Annotated in this window: 16 protein-coding genes; 8 read left to right on the forward strand and 8 right to left on the reverse strand. The window is 72.1% G+C overall.

From position 1 onward, the window contains the following. Positions 1–12 precede the first annotated feature (12 nt). Positions 13–819, reverse strand: coding sequence for an SAM-dependent methyltransferase (locus EV375_RS03905; RefSeq protein ID WP_130298209.1), 807 nt, complete (start codon positions 817–819; stop codon positions 13–15). Between the two features lie 453 nt (positions 820–1,272). Between EV375_RS03905 and EV375_RS03910 the strand changes: the two genes are divergently transcribed. Together EV375_RS03910 and EV375_RS03915 are read left to right on the forward strand one after the other, a co-directional pair. After that, entirely contained in the window at positions 1,273–1,779 is a 507-nt protein-coding gene (locus EV375_RS03910; protein WP_486588262.1) for a hypothetical protein, read from the forward strand. A gap of 118 nt (positions 1,780–1,897) precedes the next feature. After that, positions 1,898–2,359, forward strand: a complete 462-nt coding sequence (locus tag EV375_RS03915) for a MaoC family dehydratase (RefSeq protein WP_130298210.1) — start codon at positions 1,898–1,900, stop codon at positions 2,357–2,359. Positions 2,360–2,386: 27 nt separating this feature from the next. Here EV375_RS03915 and EV375_RS03920 read toward each other — a convergent pair whose 3' ends face one another. Further along, the gene (locus EV375_RS03920; protein WP_130298211.1) at positions 2,387–3,028 is read right to left on the reverse strand and encodes a TetR-type transcription factor C-terminal domain-containing protein; all 642 of its coding nucleotides are present in this window, start codon (positions 3,026–3,028) and stop codon (positions 2,387–2,389) included. A gap of 279 nt (positions 3,029–3,307) precedes the next feature. On the opposite strand from EV375_RS03920, the gene EV375_RS03925 reads away from it, so the two are divergent. Beyond that, a complete protein-coding gene (locus EV375_RS03925) occupies positions 3,308–3,931 on the forward strand; it encodes a TetR/AcrR family transcriptional regulator (protein ID WP_130298212.1) in 624 nt (207 codons plus the stop codon). A 137-nt stretch (positions 3,932–4,068) separates the two neighbouring features. Here EV375_RS03925 and EV375_RS03930 read toward each other — a convergent pair whose 3' ends face one another. After that, a complete protein-coding gene (locus tag EV375_RS03930) occupies positions 4,069–4,830 on the reverse strand; it encodes a sulfite exporter TauE/SafE family protein (RefSeq protein WP_130298213.1) in 762 nt (253 codons plus the stop codon). A gap of 83 nt (positions 4,831–4,913) precedes the next feature. On the opposite strand from EV375_RS03930, the gene EV375_RS03935 reads away from it, so the two are divergent. After that, positions 4,914–5,861 (forward strand): LysR family transcriptional regulator, encoded by a 948-nt coding sequence (locus tag EV375_RS03935; protein ID WP_130298214.1) that lies wholly within the window; start codon positions 4,914–4,916, stop codon positions 5,859–5,861. Here EV375_RS03935 and EV375_RS03940 read toward each other — a convergent pair. From EV375_RS03940 to EV375_RS03955, 4 genes are all read right to left on the reverse strand, one after another. Further along, a complete protein-coding gene (locus EV375_RS03940) occupies positions 5,843–6,946 on the reverse strand; it encodes a Zn-dependent alcohol dehydrogenase (protein WP_130298215.1) in 1,104 nt (367 codons plus the stop codon). The genes EV375_RS03935 and EV375_RS03940 overlap by 19 nt on opposite strands. A 139-nt stretch (positions 6,947–7,085) precedes the next feature. Next, positions 7,086–8,504 carry an aldehyde dehydrogenase family protein gene (locus EV375_RS03945; protein WP_130298216.1) on the reverse strand — a complete coding sequence of 473 codons (1,419 nt, stop codon included), beginning with the start codon at positions 8,502–8,504 and terminating at the stop codon, positions 7,086–7,088. A gap of 84 nt (positions 8,505–8,588) precedes the next feature. After that, positions 8,589–10,076, reverse strand: a complete 1,488-nt coding sequence (locus EV375_RS03950; RefSeq protein WP_486588263.1) for an MFS transporter — start codon at positions 10,074–10,076, stop codon at positions 8,589–8,591. After that, a complete protein-coding gene (locus EV375_RS03955; protein WP_130298217.1) occupies positions 10,073–12,430 on the reverse strand; it encodes a molybdopterin oxidoreductase family protein in 2,358 nt (785 codons plus the stop codon). Before EV375_RS03955 ends, EV375_RS03950 begins: the two co-directional genes overlap by 4 nt. A 295-nt stretch (positions 12,431–12,725) precedes the next feature. Between EV375_RS03955 and hmgA the strand changes: the two genes are divergently transcribed. From hmgA to EV375_RS03970, 3 genes are all read left to right on the forward strand, one after another. Beyond that, on the forward strand, positions 12,726–14,084 hold the full coding sequence (gene hmgA / locus EV375_RS03960; protein WP_130298218.1) for a homogentisate 1,2-dioxygenase: 1,359 nt from the start codon (positions 12,726–12,728) through the stop codon (positions 14,082–14,084). A gap of 11 nt (positions 14,085–14,095) precedes the next feature. After that, entirely contained in the window at positions 14,096–14,848 is a 753-nt protein-coding gene (locus EV375_RS03965) for a GntR family transcriptional regulator (protein ID WP_130298219.1), read from the forward strand. Positions 14,849–15,000: 152 nt separating this feature from the next. Next, a complete protein-coding gene (locus EV375_RS03970) occupies positions 15,001–16,197 on the forward strand; it encodes a type ISP restriction/modification enzyme (protein ID WP_165434816.1) in 1,197 nt (398 codons plus the stop codon). Positions 16,198–16,350: 153 nt separating this feature from the next. On the opposite strand, the gene EV375_RS03975 is transcribed toward EV375_RS03970, so the two are convergent. Further along, positions 16,351–16,617, reverse strand: a complete 267-nt coding sequence (locus EV375_RS03975) for a hypothetical protein (protein WP_055488170.1) — start codon at positions 16,615–16,617, stop codon at positions 16,351–16,353. A gap of 208 nt (positions 16,618–16,825) precedes the next feature. Here EV375_RS03975 and EV375_RS03980 point away from each other — a divergent pair, with 208 nt between their 5' ends. Continuing rightward, the gene (locus tag EV375_RS03980; RefSeq protein ID WP_486588264.1) at positions 16,826–17,977 is read left to right on the forward strand and encodes a P-loop NTPase family protein; all 1,152 of its coding nucleotides are present in this window, start codon (positions 16,826–16,828) and stop codon (positions 17,975–17,977) included. Positions 17,978–18,050: the final 73 nt, after the last annotated feature.

Here is an 18,050-nt window from a genome sequence, read left to right on the forward strand (position 1 = left end):
GGGGGCCGACCGTCAGGGCTTGCGGCCGACCCCTCCGTAGGTGGTGACGGGGGTCACCGGGAACGGCGTGTGGTCGGGCCGCCACTGGGTGACGGGAACGAGCCCCGGCTCGAGCAGTTCGAGTCCGTCGAAGAAGCGGCCCAACTCCTCGGGGCTGCGCAGGTGGTAGGGAACGGCGCCGCTGGTGTTGTACTTCTCGTGGGCCGCCTGGCGCGCGGCGCTGACGTCGGTGCCGTCGCTCAAGGTGAGATAGCTGCCCGGGGGCAGGGCGTCCAGCAGCCGCCGCACGAGCGACCGGGCGAACTCGTCGTCGTCGATGTGGCCCATGATTCCCAGCATCATGAGCCCGACGGGCTGTCCGAAGTCCAGCGTTCTCGACGCGGCTTCGAGGATCGTGTCCGGCTCGCGCACGTCGGCGTCGATGTAGTCCGTGGCGCCCTCGGGTGTGGAGGTCAGCAGCGCCTGCGCGTGCACGAGTACCAGGGGGTCGTTGTCGACGTAGACGATGCGCGAACTCGGCGCGACGGACTGGGCGATCTCGTGGGTGTTGTCCACCGTGGGCAGGCCGGTGCCCACGTCGAGGAACTGGCGGATGCCGATCCGGCCGGCGAGATGACGCACCGCGCGGGCGAGGAAGTACCGGGATCCGCGCGCCGCGTCGACGATTCCGGGGAATGTCCTCGCGAACTCGTCGCCGGCCTCGGCGTCCACCGGGTAGTTGTCCTTGCCGCCGAGCCAGTAGTTCCAGATCCGCGCGGAATGCGGCACGGATGTGTCGATCTTCGGCGGAAGGTCCGGCTCCGGCTTCTCGTCGGCCATGCTGATCGTCTCCCCGTCTGCCCGGTGGATTTCCCTGCTCCACCCTACGGCGGTCCTTCCTCTCGCCCGCGTTGGAAAGGCGAACGGCGCCCGTCCCCGCACGGCCGACTCCGCCTGTTCCGGGCCGGGTTGACCTGTTCGGAGGGGTCCGCGCCCGGTAAGGCGCGAGCACGTTCCGTCCGTGCCGTGCACGGCGGAGCCATATGCGGAACCACTCGTTTCCATGTCTTCACGAGTGATGGGCGTCCTGTGAGAAGTCATGAGAACGAGGTGAGAATTCCTCTCGGAGGAGAGTGCTCACCCCTTCGCGGGGTAGCTGCCGGGCCCGGGAAGACGGAGGACGGCACGCCCGGACAAGCAGAAGGAAATGACTTCGCAACGGGGGGATCCGATTGCGCGGCACTTACGTCATAACGCCGACGAGTCGGGTCCAGTCCGTCGGAGGTGGGATGATTGGCCGGTTTCAGAGCCCTCGCAGAGCAGGTCCGCGACCCTGACAGGGCGCCCTCCCAGCGTCGGCAGGCGCTGCGCAAATGCCTTGAGCGCTTCGCCCCGTACGGGCACCGCGCGACGTGGCAACACCTGTGCGCCCGCGCCGGTTTCGGCCCGGACGACCGTGAGCCCGACCCGGAGCTGCTCGTCGCCGCTCTCGAAGAACTCGAGGAGGCGCGGACGGTGTGGCTGGAGTACGAGTCGCAAGTCGCCAGGAGGCGCAGAGCCGAGAAGCGGCACGGCATCAGACAGCCGGCGCAGCACGACGAATGGCATCGGCTGACGTGGGGCGGCAGGTCGCTGCTCCCCTGTGACCCCTCCACGCCGCCGACGCCCCGACTGGCGGACGTGCTGCGCCGGATGATCGCCGCCATGGACAAGGACGTCGGCAAGGACGTCATCCGCCTTGCCGGACGAGGCCGGGGACTGCGCACCGGAATCGGCTCGATGGCTGCTTCCCGCGGCTGACGGGAACCGCACGGACCTCCCGCTTCTCGCGGACGTTGACACGCGCGAGAGCGCCCCAGCATGCTGAGCGAGCGCTTAGCATCGGGCGGCGCGTGAGACGCATGCGGAGGTTGTACGGATGGCGGAGCCCCGGGTCTTCACCTCGACCGACGAACTGGTGGGCGCGGTCGGCCAGGAACTCGGCTTCAGCGACTGGCTGGAGATCGACCAGAAGCGGATCGACCTGTTCGCGGACGCGACGGGCGACCACCAGTGGATCCACGTCGACCCGGCCCGCGCGAAGGACGGCCCGTTCGGGACGACCATCGCACACGGCTATCTGACCCTCTCCCTGCTTCCCGACCTCGTACCGCAGATCATGCGTGTCGATGGGGTCCGTATGGGCGTCAACTACGGCGTGAACAAGGTCCGTTTCCCCGCGCCGGTGCCGGTCGGATCGCGGGTGCGCGCACGCGCGGAGCTCGTCGACGTCAGTGACGCGGGCGGCGGAGTGCAGGTCGCCGCCAAGGTGACGGTCGAGCGGGAAGGCGGCGACAAGCCGGTGTGCGTGGCGGAGACCCTCAGCCGCTACTACTGGTAGAGACCCCGGAACCGGCGGCGTCCCCCGTCACGGAACCCGGGCGTCGCCCTGCGGGGCGACCATGCGCAGGACGAGGTCGGCGTAGAGCGTGCCGATCTCGTCCGGTGTCCTGCGGCCCGACGGGCTGTACCAGCGGGCCACGTCGATGCACAGGGACATCACCGCGAGCGCCGTGCCGCGGATGTCGGCGATCTCGAACTCGCCCGAGGCGTCCCCGCTCTCCAGCACGCCGCGGAGGATCTCCTCGCTGCGGCGGCGCAGAGCCACGATCTCCTCGTAGTGCTCCGCGCCGAGCGCCGCCAGTTCGTACTGCACGACGCGTCCGGTGGTGTGGTGTTCGGCGTGCCAGCGCACGAAGGCCCGCACGGCGCGGCCCAGCCGCTCGGCGTCGCTGCCGCCGGCCTCCGCGGCCTCGGCGAGGACGCTCACGGAGCGCTCGTGCCCGACTTTGCTGATCTGGAAGAGCAGCTCTTCCTTGGTCTTGTAGTGGATGTAGAGCGCGGCGGGGCTCATTCCCGCACGGCCGGCGATGTCGCGGGTCGTGGTGGCGTGGAAACCGCGCTCCGCGAACGCTTCCACCGCGCCCAGCAGCAGCCGCCGGGCGGCGTCCGGGGAGACACCCTCGAAGGATTCGTCGGCAGCCGCGACCCGTTCCGCCTCCGATGCCATTGCCTGTGCCCTTCCCGTCGACCGGTCGAACACCCTACACGGGCGACTGAGCACATGCTTAGCGACGGGTGTCCGGGCCGGTGGCGGGGCCGTACGGAGGGTGTCGCGTCCGGGCCGTGTCCGGGTCGCGTCGCTGTGGCGCCGATGTGCGCCTGCCCGTGGCACGTCCCGTCCCGCTGCCGGCTGCGGGGGCGCGGCACGTCACGCTCCGCCCGTGACAGGCGGCGCCGGAAACGGCCGGAGCCGGCTCCGCATCGCGGTCGCTCTACCATTCACCGCATGGCCAGACCGTCCAAGCCGCTGCTGAGCCGCGAGAGGATCGTCGCGTGTGCGCTGGCGCTCGTGGACGCGGAAGGCCTCCAGGCCGTCTCCACGCGGCGGCTCGCTGCCGAACTGGGCGTGAGCGGACCGTCGTTGTACAACCACTTCCGCAACAAGGACGAGATCCTCGACGCCGCCGCCGACACCGTGTGCGCGCAGGTCGAGGTGTCGATGTTCACCGACGGCACGGACTGGCGGCAGGCCCTGGTGGAGTGGGCACGCTCCTACCGCGCGGCGCTCAACGCACACCCCAACATCGTGCCGTTCCTGGCGCAGGGCCCGGGCAGGCGGCCGAGCCAGCTGCGGATGGCCGACGCGGTCTTCGGCGCGATGACCGCGGCCGGCTGGAGCAACGCCCAGGCCACCCACATCGGCGCCCTCATGCGCTACTTCGTCGCCGGCTCGGCGCTCGGTTCGTTCGCCCGTGGCTTCGTCGGCGACGCCTCGCTGTACGAGGGCGACTACCCGCACCTGGACCAGGCCCACCTGCTGGCCAGGCACCAACAGCAGGTCGACGACGGGGCGTTCGAGACGGGCCTGCGCGCGATCGTGGACGGCCTGGCACCGCGCTTCCCCGGCTGACACCGGCCGGTGGGCGAGCACGCCGGCGGGCGGCGGGCCGATCCCTCTGCGCCGTTCCGGCGCGGAGGCGGGCTCCCCGTCGTCGCGGTGCGGGGGTCGTGGCCCCTCCGCGTCGCCCCGGGCCGGGGGCGGGGGGCTCAGCCGCGCAGGAAGTAAAGAACGGTCGTCGACACCGCGGTGGTCAGCAGGATTCCCCGCAGCAGCGGGGCGGGGAGGCGGCGGGCGAGATGGCCGCCGGCGAAGCCGCCGACCACGGCTCCGACCAGCATCGCCCCGAGCAGCAGCGGAGCGCTCAGCGCGTCGGAGGCCACGAGGAACAGCACGGTCGCACTGGCGAAGATGGCCGCGAGCTGCGCGATGCGCATCGGATTGCCGGACGCCGGGTCGAGGCCGAGGCCGATGCCCCACAGGGCCAGCATCATCACGCCCACGGCACCTCCGAAGTAGCCCCCGTACACCGCGATGAAGAACTGCCCGGTCAGTAGGGCCCGGGAGCCGAGGGCGACCGAGCGGCCCAGCGCCCTGCCCAGCGCCTGTGAGAAGCGCCGTCCGAAGGCGAGGACCGCCGTGGCGAAGGCGAGCAGCCACGGCGCCGCGGCATCGAACGACGCGGCCGGCAGCACCAGCAGCAGGCCGGCGCCGACCCCGCCGCCGATCATGCTGACCGTCGTCAGCTCCCTCATGGATGCCGGTCCGACCGGGACGAGTTCACGTCGGCACACCCAAGCGCCTGCCACGGCTCCGGGGACGAGGGCGATCCGCGACAGCGCGTTCGCCGTCACCGGCGACAGGCCGAAGGCGACGAGAGCGGGCAGCGCCACGAACGTGCCGCCGCCACCGACGGCGTTCAGCGCTCCGGCGGCAACTCCGGCCAGCAGAACCAGCAGTATGTCGAACACATGTCGAGCATGAGGGCGTGACCAGCGGTTTCACAATGCGTCATCTCTGTACCCTGCCTAAGGCTGCTCCTTAGGCTGGGGCGGTGCGCTACGACTTGGACGATCTGCGGCTGTTTCTCCACATCGTGACGGAGGGATCGATCACCGCGGGTGCGCACCGGATGCATCTGAGCCTGCCCTCGGCCGGTGCCAGGGTGCGTTCGCTGGAGCGTCAGGCCGGTGTGGCGCTGCTGATACGCGGACGGCGCGGCGTCCGGCCCACACCGGCCGGGGCGACCCTGGCCCGTCATGCGCGCGATGTGCTCACCCGGACCGCGCGGCTCGAAAGTGCCGTCGCAGCGTACGCCCGGCCCCGGAGTGCTCCGCTGACCCTGCTGGGCGGCGGATCCGCGATGCACCGGCTCGTACCGCGTGCCCTTGTCTCCTTCCTCCGCGCCCAACCGGACGTCGACGTCAGGGTGTCGGAGAGCCGTACCCCGAAGACAGTGCGGATGCTCGCGGACGGCGAGGCGCATCTGGGGGTCGTCCTCGACGCCGAAGCTCGTGACTGCGGCCTGCGCATGGAGCCGCTCGGTGACGACTCCCTCGTCGTGGTCGGCCGCACCGGAGGGGTCCTCGCCGGACGGAGAGCGCTCAGCTACAGCGAGGTCACCGAGCACCCTCTCGTCGGACTCGACGCCGGCTCCTCACTGCGCCGCTGGATCGAGAAGCACGCCGGGCCGCACGCTTCGGTGGCCCGGTACCGCACCACGGTCACCGACCTCAACGTTCTCGTCGCTCTCGCCACCGCCGGTGCGGGGCTCGCCGTCGTGCCGCGCCGCGCCCTCGGCCCGGGCCCGCGACTCGACGTGTGCGAACTGCGGGACTCCTGGGCCCGCCGCCGTCACTTGCTGGCCTGGGGCGCCGGTCACGACGACGCAGGCCGGCACGTGACGGCAGCCACCAGCGCGCTGGCCGGACATCTGCATGACGCCGCGTCTTCCGAGCCCTCCCGGGCGGTGCACCCGGATCATCAGGACGGGTGGGACTGACCGTCGAAGACCACCAGCGCGCGCCCGCCGCGTCCGGCGAGCATCGCGTCGAAGGCCGCGGGAATGCCCTCCAGAGCGATCCGGTCGGTCACCAACGCCCCCAGGTCCAGGCGTCCTTGACGTACGTGCTCCGCCAGCGTCGGCAGATCCCGGGCCGGGTCGCAGTTGCCGTAGACGCATCCGGTCAGGGTGCGGGCGAAATGGAAGATCTCCAACGCCGAGAGATGCACCTGCTCTTCCTTGCCTCCGATGCCGACCACACTTGTACGGCCGCCGCGCCGCGTGGAGTTCCAGGCGGTACGGATGGTCTCGGCCCGCCCGACGCACTCGATGGCCACGTCCGCCCCGTGGCCTCCGGTGAGTTTGCGGATCTCCTTGGCGGTCGTCTCCGAGGCGACGACGAACTCGCTCGCGCCGGCCCTCCGCGCCAACTCCTCCTTCTCCGGCGAGACATCGACGGCCACCACGGCACCGGCCCCGGCCAGCCGCGCCGACTGGATCGCGGCCAGTCCGACGCCGCCGGCCCCGAAGACGGCGACCGACTCCCCCGCTCGCACCCGGGCGCTGTGGTGCACCGCGCCGTACCCGGTCAGTGCGGCGCAGCCCAGCAGCGCGGCCTCGTCGAGCGGCACGCCCTCGGGCAGCGGCAGCACCGAACGGGACGAGACCACGGTCTCCTCGGCGAATACCGCGGAGGAGAGCCCGGGGTAGAGCTCCTCGCCCGCCATGGTGCGTGCGTACGGGACGGTCGTTCCGGCGTTGGCGTTCACGCACAGCCACGGTTCGGCGAGAGTTCCGCAGAAGTGGCAATCACCGCAGGAGGGCGCCCAGTTGAGGACGACGGGGTCTCCGGGGGCGTGCCCTTTTACTCCCTCGCCGACGGAGACGACCGTGCCCGCGCCCTCGTGGCCGAGCACGGCCGGTACGGGCTGTCGCAACGTGCCGTTGGACAGCGACAGATCGGAGTGGCACACGCCCGCTGCGGCCAGGCGCACCCGGACCTGCCCCGGTCCCGGCTCGGGCAGATCGATGTCGGTGACTTCGAGCGGCGTTCCGACGGCGGAGAGTACGGCGGCGCGGACCATGTCGGGCTCCTGGCGGGTGGTGTGCGGGCTCGGTTCGGGTGCGTGAAGCGTGGGCGGGGCCGGGAGACGGAGCGGATTGGGACGGCTGGGGCGGGGGCTCCGGCAGGGGCACCCCGGCAGCCCGGGCTGCCGGACTCCGTCAGAACTGGAGGGACTTGGTGTGGAGGTACTCGCCCAGCCCGTGCCGGCCCAGCTCCCTGCCGACACCGGACTGCTTGTAACCCCCGAACGGTGCAAGGGGGTTGAAGCGACCGCCGTTGATGTCGACCTGACCGGTCTCCAGCCGGCGGGCGAAGGCGACGGCCTCGTCCTCGTCCTTCGCCCATACGGCGCCGGCGAGTCCGTAGACGCTGTCGTTGGCGATGCGGACGGCGTCGTCGGCATCCTCGTACTTCAGGATCGACAGGACCGGGCCGAAGATCTCCTCCTGCGCGACGGTCATCTCAGGCGTCACATCGGACAGGATGGTCGGGCGCACATAGCAGCCGCCCTCGTACCCCTCGGGGGCATCGGGGCCGCCCGCCGCGAGGGTGGCCCCTTCCTCGACGCCCTTGGCGATGAAGCCGGTCACGCGTGCGTGCTGCTTGGCGTTGACGACGGGCCCGATGCGTGTCGTCTCGTCCTTCGGGTCGCCCGGCAGGTACTTCTCGACGGCCTCGGCGGCGAGGCGCACGGCCTCGTCGTAGTGTTCCGCGTCGACGAGCATGCGCGTCCAGGCACTGCACGTCTGGCCGGAGTTGGCCATGACGTTGGCGACGCCCTTCTTGACGGCCTTGGTCAGATCCGCGCCCGGCAGGATGACGTTGGCGGACTTGCCGCCCAGCTCCAGGGCGACGCGCTTGACCGAGCCGCCCGCCGCGGCGCCGATCCGCCGGCCCACGGCGGTCGAGCCGGTGAAGGACACCAGGTCCACGTCCTCGTGCCCGGCGAGCGCCTGCCCCGCGACGGGGCCGAGGCCCGTCACGAGGTTGAACACGCCCGCGGGCAGGCCCACTTCGTGCACCGCCTCGGCGAACAGCTGTGCCACCAGCGGCGTGTCCTCCGCCGGCTTGAGCACCACGGTGCACCCTGCGGCGAAGGCGGGAGCGGCCTTGGCGACGATCTGGTGCAGCGGATAGTTCCACGGTGTGATCGCACCGACGACTCCCACCGGCTCGTGGAAGACACGGGAGTTGCCGACCTGCTCCTCGAAGGGGTACTCGGCCGCCAGCTTCGCGTAACTGCCGCAGACGGCGACCGGTACGGCGGCGTGGACGGCCTTGGAGAAGGCCAGCGGCGAGCCCAGCTCCGCGGTGACGGTCTCGGCGATCTCCTCGCGCCGGGCCTCCAGGGCGTCGTGCAACGCGCCCAGCAGCGCCGCGCGTTCGGCGGGCGGCGTCGCGGCCCAGCCGGGGAAGGCGGCGCGTGCCGCCCGCACCGCGGCGGACACGTCCTCCTCGCCGCCCGCCGGAACCGTTGCGATCGTGCTGCCGTCGGCGGGGTTGATGACCTCGAGCTTCTCCGGGGATACCGCGGGGCGCCACGCGCCGTCGATGTACATACCGTCGTGTGCCTGCATGGACCCAAACTAGCGCCGCTAGTTTGGGGTGTCAGTACGGTGGCGGGTGCCGTGAGTCACCCGCGGCCACCCCGGCCCGCGCGGCTACCGCGTCCCCTCCCCCGGCCGCGCCCGCCCCGGGTCCCCCGGACCCGCCGCTCCGGCCGCCGGGGCTGCTCCGGCAGCTTCCGTCGGCCCGGCCGCTTGCTTCCGGCCCGCCCCGGAACCGCCGGCGGCAGCGGCGCCCTCGGTCTTCCCCGCGCTCCCGGAACTCCCCGCGCCGCCGGCCCCGCCGGCTTCGCCCGCTGCGCCCCGCCGGTACCGGCGCCACGGCGCGGCCGTTGCCGACGCCCCCAGCAGCAGCACGCCCAGGAGCACGAACGGCGCCGCCGCACCTGCCGCCCCCGCGACCAGTCCGGCGCCGGCGGGAGCGGCGACCTGTCCCAGCCGGTTGCCCGTCAGGCGCAGCGCCAGCGCCGTGGACCGTGCCCTGCCGGGCGCCGCCTGCACGACCGTGGTCATGGTCAGCGGCTGGCCGACGCCGAGGCAGAACCCGAGCACGACCATCGCGAGCAACAGCGTCCACAACGGGAGGGGAACTGCCAGCAGGACGCACAACAGGCCCGCGACGAAACAGCTGACGACGAGCAGCGGCTGCCTGCCCAGCCGCGCCGTCATCCTCGTCAGCCACGCACGTGAGAGCACCGACGCCGCTGCGCGCAGGCTGAGCAGCAGGCCCACCACGCCGGGCGCGATCCCCCGCTCCTCGCCGACGACAGGCAGGTAGGCCGTGAGTACGTCGGTCGTGGAGAGCACCGCGAGGGAGGCGAAGATACCCGCCGGAACCCCGCGCGAGCGCAGAATGCGCGCAACGGGGACCGGCAGATGCGGCGGCCCGTCCGCACCGGCACTCTCCCGCTGACGCCGCGGCAGCGCCCGGCCCTCGACGCGCCACAGCGTCGCGTACGAGCAGAACGCCAGCGCACAGGATGCGAACAGGGCGACGGCGCTCGTGTGTTCACCGCTCCCGAGCCCGTCGGCGCCCGCGCCGCCCACGAGCCAGCCGGAGAGCACGGGACCGATCAGCTGGCCCGCCGAGCCGCCGATGGTGAAGTGGCCGAAATTGCGGTCATGTTGATCGGCGCCGCTCTGCCGCGCCACCAGCGACTGTGCCCCGATCATGAACACCAGGTGCCCGAGGCCCAGCAGTGCGCTCCACGCGGCGAGCAGCACGAGTGAGGGCGCCGTTCCGGCCAGTGCACAGCCCGCGGCGACGAGAGCGACGCCGGCCGGCAGCAGCGGCCCGCACCGCTTCCGGTCGGTGCGCCTGCCGAGCGGTACGGCGACCACCAGCGGCAGCAGCGCGAACGCGGCCGTGACGACGCCGACGGCCCGCGCACCGGCTCCGAGTTCCAGCGCGTGGTAGGAGACGGCGGGCCTCGCCATGCTCACCGCGCCCTGGAGGAAGGCGAAGGAGACGACGAGGCGGAGCAGCCAGCGGCGCGGCGCCCCGGCCCCGGCCCCGGCCTGCGAGGACGAGGACGAGGACGAGGACGAGGACGACCGCGGAGCCGGCGGGACTCCCGAGGTCACCCGGCACCCGGCGCGGCGACCGGGACGGCGGGCGCGGCGGAGCCGCCCGCGGCGGCGGCCGGAGCCACCCGCACCGGGAAGCCGTTGAGGACGGCGGTGCCGGAGAGCGGGTCCAGCAGCGTGCCGTCGAGGAGCTGGTTGACGTTGACGCCGGGGTCGTCGGCGGCGACACGCATCCGCGTGCCCGGGCGGTCGTGGCCCCAGCCGTGCGGCAGGCAGACGACTCCCGTGCGTACGGCGTCGGTCACCTCGACCGGCACGGTCAATTCTCCCCCGGCGCCGGTCACTTGGGCATCGGCGCCGTCGGCGAGCCCGAGGCGTGCGGCGTCGTCGGGATGGATCTGGAGGGTGCAGCGGTTCGTGCCCCCGCGCAGCGCCGGCACGTTGTGCATCCAGCTGTTGTTGGAGCGCAGATGGCGCCGTCCGACGAGCACGAGGGCCTCGCCCGCGGCGCGCCGCCGCAGCGCGGCCCGCAGCCGCGGCACGTCCTCGCGGATCGGCTCGGGGCACAGCTCCACGGTGCCGGAACGGGTGCGCAGCACCTGCGCCAGCCGCGGACGCAGAGGCCCCAGGTCGATGCCGTGCGGGTGGGAGAGGAGCTTGTCCAGGCTCAGCCCTTGGGGGTCCGCGCCGAAGCCCTCTCCGTACGGGCCGAGCCGCAGCATCATGTCCAGGCGCCGCTCGACGCCGTCCCGCCCGGTCAGCTGCCGCGCGAGATGCTCCGGGTCCTTGCCGTGCACGGGTGAGTGCGGGTCGGCGACCGCCCTGTTCAGGGAGCGGGCGATGACGGTCTCGTCGACCGTCGGGGCGGGGGCGTCGGGGTTCCCGGCGATGCAGAGCAGCAGGCGCGCCATGATCTCGGCCTCGCCCCGCTCGTCCCCGTCCGGCTCGACGACGGCGCGCGTGTAGCGGACCTGGTTGCGTACGGGCAGCGCGTTGAAGGCGAAGTCGAAGTGCGCGGCGCGGCTGGGCCTGGCGGGAGGCAGCACGACGTCGGCGTGGCGGGTGGTCTCGTTCAGGTACGGGTCCACGCTGACCATGAAGTCCAGCTCCGCCAGGGCCTTTTCGAGCCCTTCGCCGTCGGGTGCGGAGAGCACCGGGTTGCCGGCGAGGGTGATCAGCGCACGTACCCGGCCCTTGCCCGGCGTCGTGATCTCCTCCGCGAGGGCGACGACGGGAAGCTCCGACTTGGCCTCCGGGTGCGAGGAGACCCTGCTGTGCCAGCGGCCCAGGGCGAATCCCTTTCCGGGGGTGCCGGCTCGGCGCGGGGGCCGTGCGGTGGCGGAGAGGGGGAACATGGTGCCGCCGGGCCGGTCGAGGTTGCCGGTCAGCGCGCTGAGGACGTCGACGAGCCAGTTGGTGAGGGTCCCGAACTCGACGGTGGAGGAGCCGACGCGGCCGTACACGGCGGCGCTCGGGGCGGCCGCCAGCTCGCGGGCGAGGGCGCGGATGTCGTCCGCGGGCACGTCGCAGGCGTCCTCGACCGCTTCCGGTGTGAACTCCCGGGCCAGTTCCCGTACTTCGTCGACGCCGCTCAGGTGCGGGCCGAGTTCGCCGGTGTCGGTGAGGTCCTCTTCGAAGAGCACCTGCACCATCGCCATCAGCAGCAGCGCGTCGCTGCCGGGACGGATCGGCACGTGCCGGTCGGCGAGCTTCGCCGTGCGCGTTCGGCGCGGATCGACGACGGTGAGGCGTCCTCCGCGCCTGCGCAGCTGCTTCAGCCTGCCCGGGAAGTCGGGGACGGTGGCGAGGGACCCGTTGGACTCGACGGGGTTGGCGCCCAGGATCAGCAGGTGGTCGGTGCGGTCGACGTCGGGGACGGGTATGGCCTGCGGATCGCCGTACAGCAGTCCGCAGGAGACGTGCTTGGGCATCTGGTCGAGGGTGCTGGCGGAGTAGAAGTTCCGGGTGCGCAGCGCTCCCAGGAGCTGCGCGGGGTAGAGGCCGCCCGCCATGGTGTGGACGTTGGGGTTGCCGAGGTAGACGGCGACGGCGTCGGCCTCGCCGCCGGCGAGTACGGGAGCGAGTCCGGCAGCCACGGCGGCGAACGCCTCGTCCCAGCCCGTCTCCTTCAGCTCGCCGTCGCGGTCGCGCACGAGCGGACGTGTCAACCGGTCGGGGTCGGCGTCGAGTTCGCCGAACGACGCGCCTTTCGGACAGACGAACCCGTGACTGAAGACGTCGTCGCGGTCACCCCGTGCCCTGGTGATGCGTCCGTTCTCGACGGTGACGGTCAGGCCGCAGGTCGCCTCGCACAGCGGACAGATGCGGAGGGCGGTGCCGGTCCCCTCACGGGCGCCGGCTGTGGTGCGGGTGTCTTCGGCGGGCGTCTCGGGCGTACCGGTCGCGGTCATCGCGCTCCCTCGAACCGTGCTGTTGTCACTCCGTGCCACGAACTGTAGGCCCTGCGGGCGCAACTTCGCCCGCGAGAGCGGTGAACGTGACCGGATTTACGGGCCTGGGCCGGCCCGCGTGCCGCACCCGCAACCGGCACCGCCGCCGTGCCGGATGCCGCCGTGCCGGATGCCTGACCCGCCCATGGGGCCGTGCCGGACTCACCGCCGCTCACGCCTCATTGACGCGGACACTCCGCATTCCTATGGTCAAGTACAGGAATTCAGGGGGAACCATGAGCGGCAGGAGCATCCGATGACCCTCGGCACCGGCGCCACCGGCGGCACGGCAGGCCAGGAACAGGCACGCAAGACGGCGGAAGGGCTGAGCCACCTTTCCGGCTTCGGGAACGAGCACAGCAGCGAAGCAGTGCCCGGCGCCCTGCCCGTGGGCCGCAACTCACCCCAGCGCGCACCGCTCGGCCTGTACGCGGAGCAGCTGAGCGGCACGGCCTTCACGGAGCCGCGCGCGCGGAACCGCCGCTCCTGGCTCTACCGCATCCGCCCCTCGGCCGCGCACCCCCGCTTCCGGCGCACCGCCAACGGCGGCCTGCGCTCCGCACCGTTCACCGAGACCGAACCCGACCCGAACCGGATGCGCTGGAACCCGCTGCCGGACCCTCCGCAGGGGACGGACTTCGTCGCTGGGCTGTGGACACTCGGCGGCAACGGCGACGCGGCGCAGCGCTCCGGCATGGCAGTCCACCTCTATGCCGCCGACACCTCGATGACCGACCGCGTCTTCTGCGACTCGGACGGTGAACTGCTGATCGTCCCCGAGCGCGGCGGACTGCTGCTGCACACCGAGTTCGGGCTGCTGCGGGCGGAGCCGGGGCACATCGCACTGATCCCGCGCGGGGTGCGCTTCCGCGTCGTACTGCTGGACGGGACGGCGCGCGGCTATGTCTGCGAGAACTACGGACAGCCCTTCGAGCTCCCGGAGTTGGGCCCGATCGGCGCCAACGGCCTGGCGAACCCACGGGACTTCATGGCGCCCGTCGCCGCGTACGAGGATGACGGCGGTACGGAGCGGCCGGTGGAGGTGGTCAACAAGTTCTGCGGAAACCTGTGGGCCGCCCGATACGACCACTCGCCGCTGGACGTCGTCGCCTGGCACGGCAACCACGTTCCGTACGTCTACGACCTGCGCCGCTTCAACGTGATGGGCACCATCAGCTACGACCACCCGGACCCCTCGATCTTCACGGTCCTCACCTCGCCGTCCGACACTCCGGGGCTGGCCGGCGTGGACTTCGTCGTCTTCGCGCCGCGCTGGCTGGTGGGCGAGGACACCTTCCGCCCTCCCTACTTCCACCGGAACGTCATGAGCGAGTACATGGGCCTGATCGAGGGCGCCTACGACGCGAAGGCGGAAGGCTTCGTCCCAGGCGGCGGCTCGCTGCACAACATGATGTCCGCGCACGGCCCGGACCGGGAGACCTTCGAGCGTGCGAGCTCCGCCGAGCTGAAGCCGCAGAAGATCGACGACGGTCTTGCCTTCATGTTCGAGACGCGCTGGCCGGTGATCCCCACCTCACAGGCGATCGAGGCCGCCCACCTGCAGTCCGGTTACGACGACGTGTGGCAGGGTCTCCAGCGCAATTTCCGCCCGTAGGGGGTGCGCCCGTGTCCGTCTTCGCTCCCGACTCGCTGGAGCTCAACCGCAAGCTGCCGCTCTGGTACCAGGTCTCGCAGTCCCTGCGGGCCTCGATACTCGGCCGCACCCCGCAGGCGCCACTGCGGCTGCCGACCGAGGAACGCCTCGCCCAGCACTACGGGGTGAGCGTGCTGACCATGCGGCAGGCGCTGAAGGAGCTGGAGACGGAGGGGCTGATCTCCCGGCACCGGCGGCGCGGCACCTTCATCGAGCCCGACGCCTGCCGGACGAGGCCCGTTCGGCTGCTGGGATCGGTCGACACGATCGTCGCCCAGCAGTCGGGCGACCTCACCACGCTGCTTGACCGGGGCACGGCGCCCGTACCACCCGAACTGGCCGAACATTTTCCGGGCGTGGCGGAGACGACGGTCTTCCGGCGGCTGCGCCGCGACCCGGACAGCGGCGAGGCGACCAACTGGGCGGAGAACCACATCCATCCCCGCGTCGCTCCGCAGATCGACCCCGCCGACCTGGAGCGTGGCTGGCCGATGACGAAGGTGCTGCGCGACAGGGCGGGCGTCCGGATCAGCCGGATCACCGACACCGTGGAGGCACGGCTGGCCGACCCGGCGACCGCGAAGCTGCTCGACGTGCCGCTGCTCAGCCCGATCCTGCACTACACGGGCGTGACGTACGACGAGGACGGGCAGGTCGTCGACGTCGCGCTGATCCACTACCGAGGCGACCGCTTCTCCTTCTCGGTGACCCTCCAGGCACACTGAGCACGGCGGACGGCCGGCCGGAGGGACGAAGCAGGGGGCGCCACGCACTCCTGACGGCGGCGCGCACCCCCTCGTAGCATCGAGCGGTGAGCGACGACGCAACCGGCACCAAGGACGCACCTGTGCTCGACGCGCCCCTGCTCGACGAGGTGATGCCCTGGTCCGTCGCGCCGCTGCGCACGGGCCGCGGATGGGTGTCCGCACCCGACGCCGCCTCGCTGCGCCGCCGTTGGAACGCACTGGTCCGCACCGAGGACGAGGGGGAGCGTGCCGCGCTGTTCGTCCCGAGCCGCTCCCGCACACTGCACAGCTCGGTTGCTCCGCTGCCCGGAGTGCCCGCGCACGGCGGGCCGCTGGCGCAGGAGCGGGGCGGCTGCCCGGAACCGGTTCGGCTCCTGCACGGGCCCTTCGACCAGCAGTGGCTCATTCCCGACCACCGGCTCATCGACGCTGCGCGGCCGCAGCTGTGGCGGGTCAGCGACGCCCGTCAGACGCATCTGGTGGAGACCGGCCACGACCACCGGCACCCCGGCCCGCTCGTCACCTTCACCGCGCTGCTGCCCGACGGGCAGGGGGCGGTGGGGCGTTCAGGCCGCATCCGTCCGCTGTACAGACGTCCCGGCGGCGGTGAACCGAACCTCCTTCCGGGCCTGACGGACCACCTCTCCGGGCGCCTTGGTGCGCCGGTCACCGCGGAGGACGTGCTTGCCTGGACCGCCGCCGCGGCGCGGTCCGGCCCGCGGGGGCGTGTGGTGCCGCTGACCACGGACCTGGACCTGTGGCGGCGCGGGGTGGAGCTGGGCCGCCGGGTCGTGTGGCTGCACACACGGGGCGCACGTTGCGCCGGCGGGGAGAACGAGGGGCGTCCGCGGCTGCCGGGCGGTCATCGCCCGTACGTGCGTGCTCCGTTGCCCGCCGCGGCGCCGCCGGAAGAGGAACTCGTCCTTGACGAGGAGGAGCGCTCGCTGCACATCGGGGAGGGACGCGTGGCGCCGGTGGCGCGGGAGGCGTGGGAGTTCGAAGCGGGAGGGAGACGGGTACTTGAGGCCTGGTTCGCGCGCCGGGCGGCGCCGCCGGCCGCAGCGGGGAGGCTCGCGGCCGTGCGCCCCGACAGCTGGCCGCAGGAGTGGACGTCCGAACTGCTCGAACTCATCACGGTCCTGACGCTGCTGGCGGAACTGCGCCAGGAGCAGAGCGACTTGGCGCGGGCGCTGGATTCCGGCGGGGAGCCCGGACGGGCCGGGCTCGAGCGTGCCGGGCTGCTGCCGGTGCCCCGGTCCTCACGTCTCCCGGCCTCGGTCCTCGACGTGCCCGAGGAGGGCCCGGACGGCCAACTGGCGCTGCTTTAGGGGAGGTTCCGGCTACGCAGGAACTTACGGCGCGGCGGCGGCCGGATCACCGGCCACCGCCCCGGGGCCCAGGGATGGGGTCTCCCCGGGCCGAAAGGCCCAGGGATGGGGTCTCCCCGGGCCGAAAGGCCCAGGGGACCTGCGGAAGGAAGCTCAGCCGCGGCCGCCGAAGAGCGTGCGGCGCAGTTTGCGCAGCGGCGCGAACAGCGACACGCGCGCGCTCCGGGCTGCGGTCCGGTTCCGCGCGGAATCACGCTTGGTGATCTCACGCATGAGCGAAGTCGCTTCTTCCGTCTCACCCTGCGGCACGGCGGGGCCCGCGAGCACAGCCAAATGCCGGTCGAGGCGCGAACTCGTCGCACCTGTACCGCATTTGATGGCGGGCACTCGCGCCCTGCCGCTCACCGTTATCTGTTCCATGACACTCCCCACCCGTACGAGGGCACGAGGCCCGGGCACCGCAACCCTAACGCCCGACTGCTCCACCCGTGTATCCCGGTCACAGGATTCACCTGCCCCACAGGCGCGTTGACGAACATACGGGACGCCCTGTGATACGCACCTGTTTCCGGACGGACGGGCGGAAACGTGCGTGCGCCACGGCCCGGCATGCCGGATCATGACAGCCATGCCAGCACAGCCCCGCAGGCCGTCCGCCGCCGACAGGAGTGAGACCCTGACCTCCCCGACCAGGCCCGAGCAGGCGATCACTCCCTGTCTGACCATCGATGACACGGACTCGCCGTCAGACGTCATCGACGCCCTCTTCCTCGGCCGTTTCACCAACGGGGAGCAGCCGTACTCGCGCGGTCACTCCGTCGACCGCGTCAAGAAGGGCCGCACGCTGCTGCCCCCGGACGCGAAGGTGCTGCGCGAGGCGCGGGACGACGGCCGCAGCACGGTCCTCGCGGAAGGCGAGGGCTGGACGGTTCTGGTCTCGCGCTGGACGCACGGGGCCGACGTCACGGTGACGGCGGTGACCGGCGAACTCGCCCAGAAGCGGCTCGACGAGGCGGTCCACGACGCGGAGGACGAGCCGGAGCCGCAGTCCGACAAGGTCTCCATGGGCTTCTGGTACCACTCGCCGATGCGCGGCCCGCGCCGCACCACGCGCGCCATCACCGCGGGCACGTGGCAGGAGGTGCGTCCCAACTACACGGCACGCGTGGCCGATGCCATGGACGGGCTGATGAAAATCACCCCGGACGAGGTATCGGGAAGGCTTCTGCTGCTCCACGGCCCGCCGGGTACGGGCAAGACCTCCGCGCTGCGCACGCTGGCCCGTTCGTGGCGCGACTGGTGCCAGGTGGACTGCGTCCTCGACCCGGAGCACCTGTTCAACAACATCGGCTATCTGATGGACATCGCCATCGGTGCCGACGACAGCGACTCCGACGAACAGCGCTGGCGGCTCCTTCTCCTGGAGGACTGCGACGAGTTGATCCGCGGCGAGGCCAAGCACGCGGCGGGCCAGGCGCTTTCACGACTGCTCAACCTGACGGACGGCCTGCTGGGTCAGGGCCGCAACGTGCTTGTGGGCGTGACCACGAACGAGGACCTGGAGCGGCTGCATCCCGCGGTCGTGCGGCCGGGCAGGTGTCTGGCCCGCATCGAGGTCGGCGCGCTCACCCGCAAGGAGGCGGTGGGCTGGCTCGGCACGGAGGAGGGCGTCGGCCGCGAAGGCGCCACACTGGCCGAGCTGTTCGCGCTCCGCAAGGGCACTTCCCCGGCCTCGGTACCCATGCGGAACGACGGCGAGGGATCGGGCCTGTACCTGTAGGGGTGGCGGGCTGGCAGGCCCGGGCGGGCACGGCCATGCGCCGCCGCGCCGTACCCCGGCGGCGCCGGGGCCG

The sequence above is a fragment of the Streptomyces sp. CNZ301 genome (genome assembly GCF_004217425.1).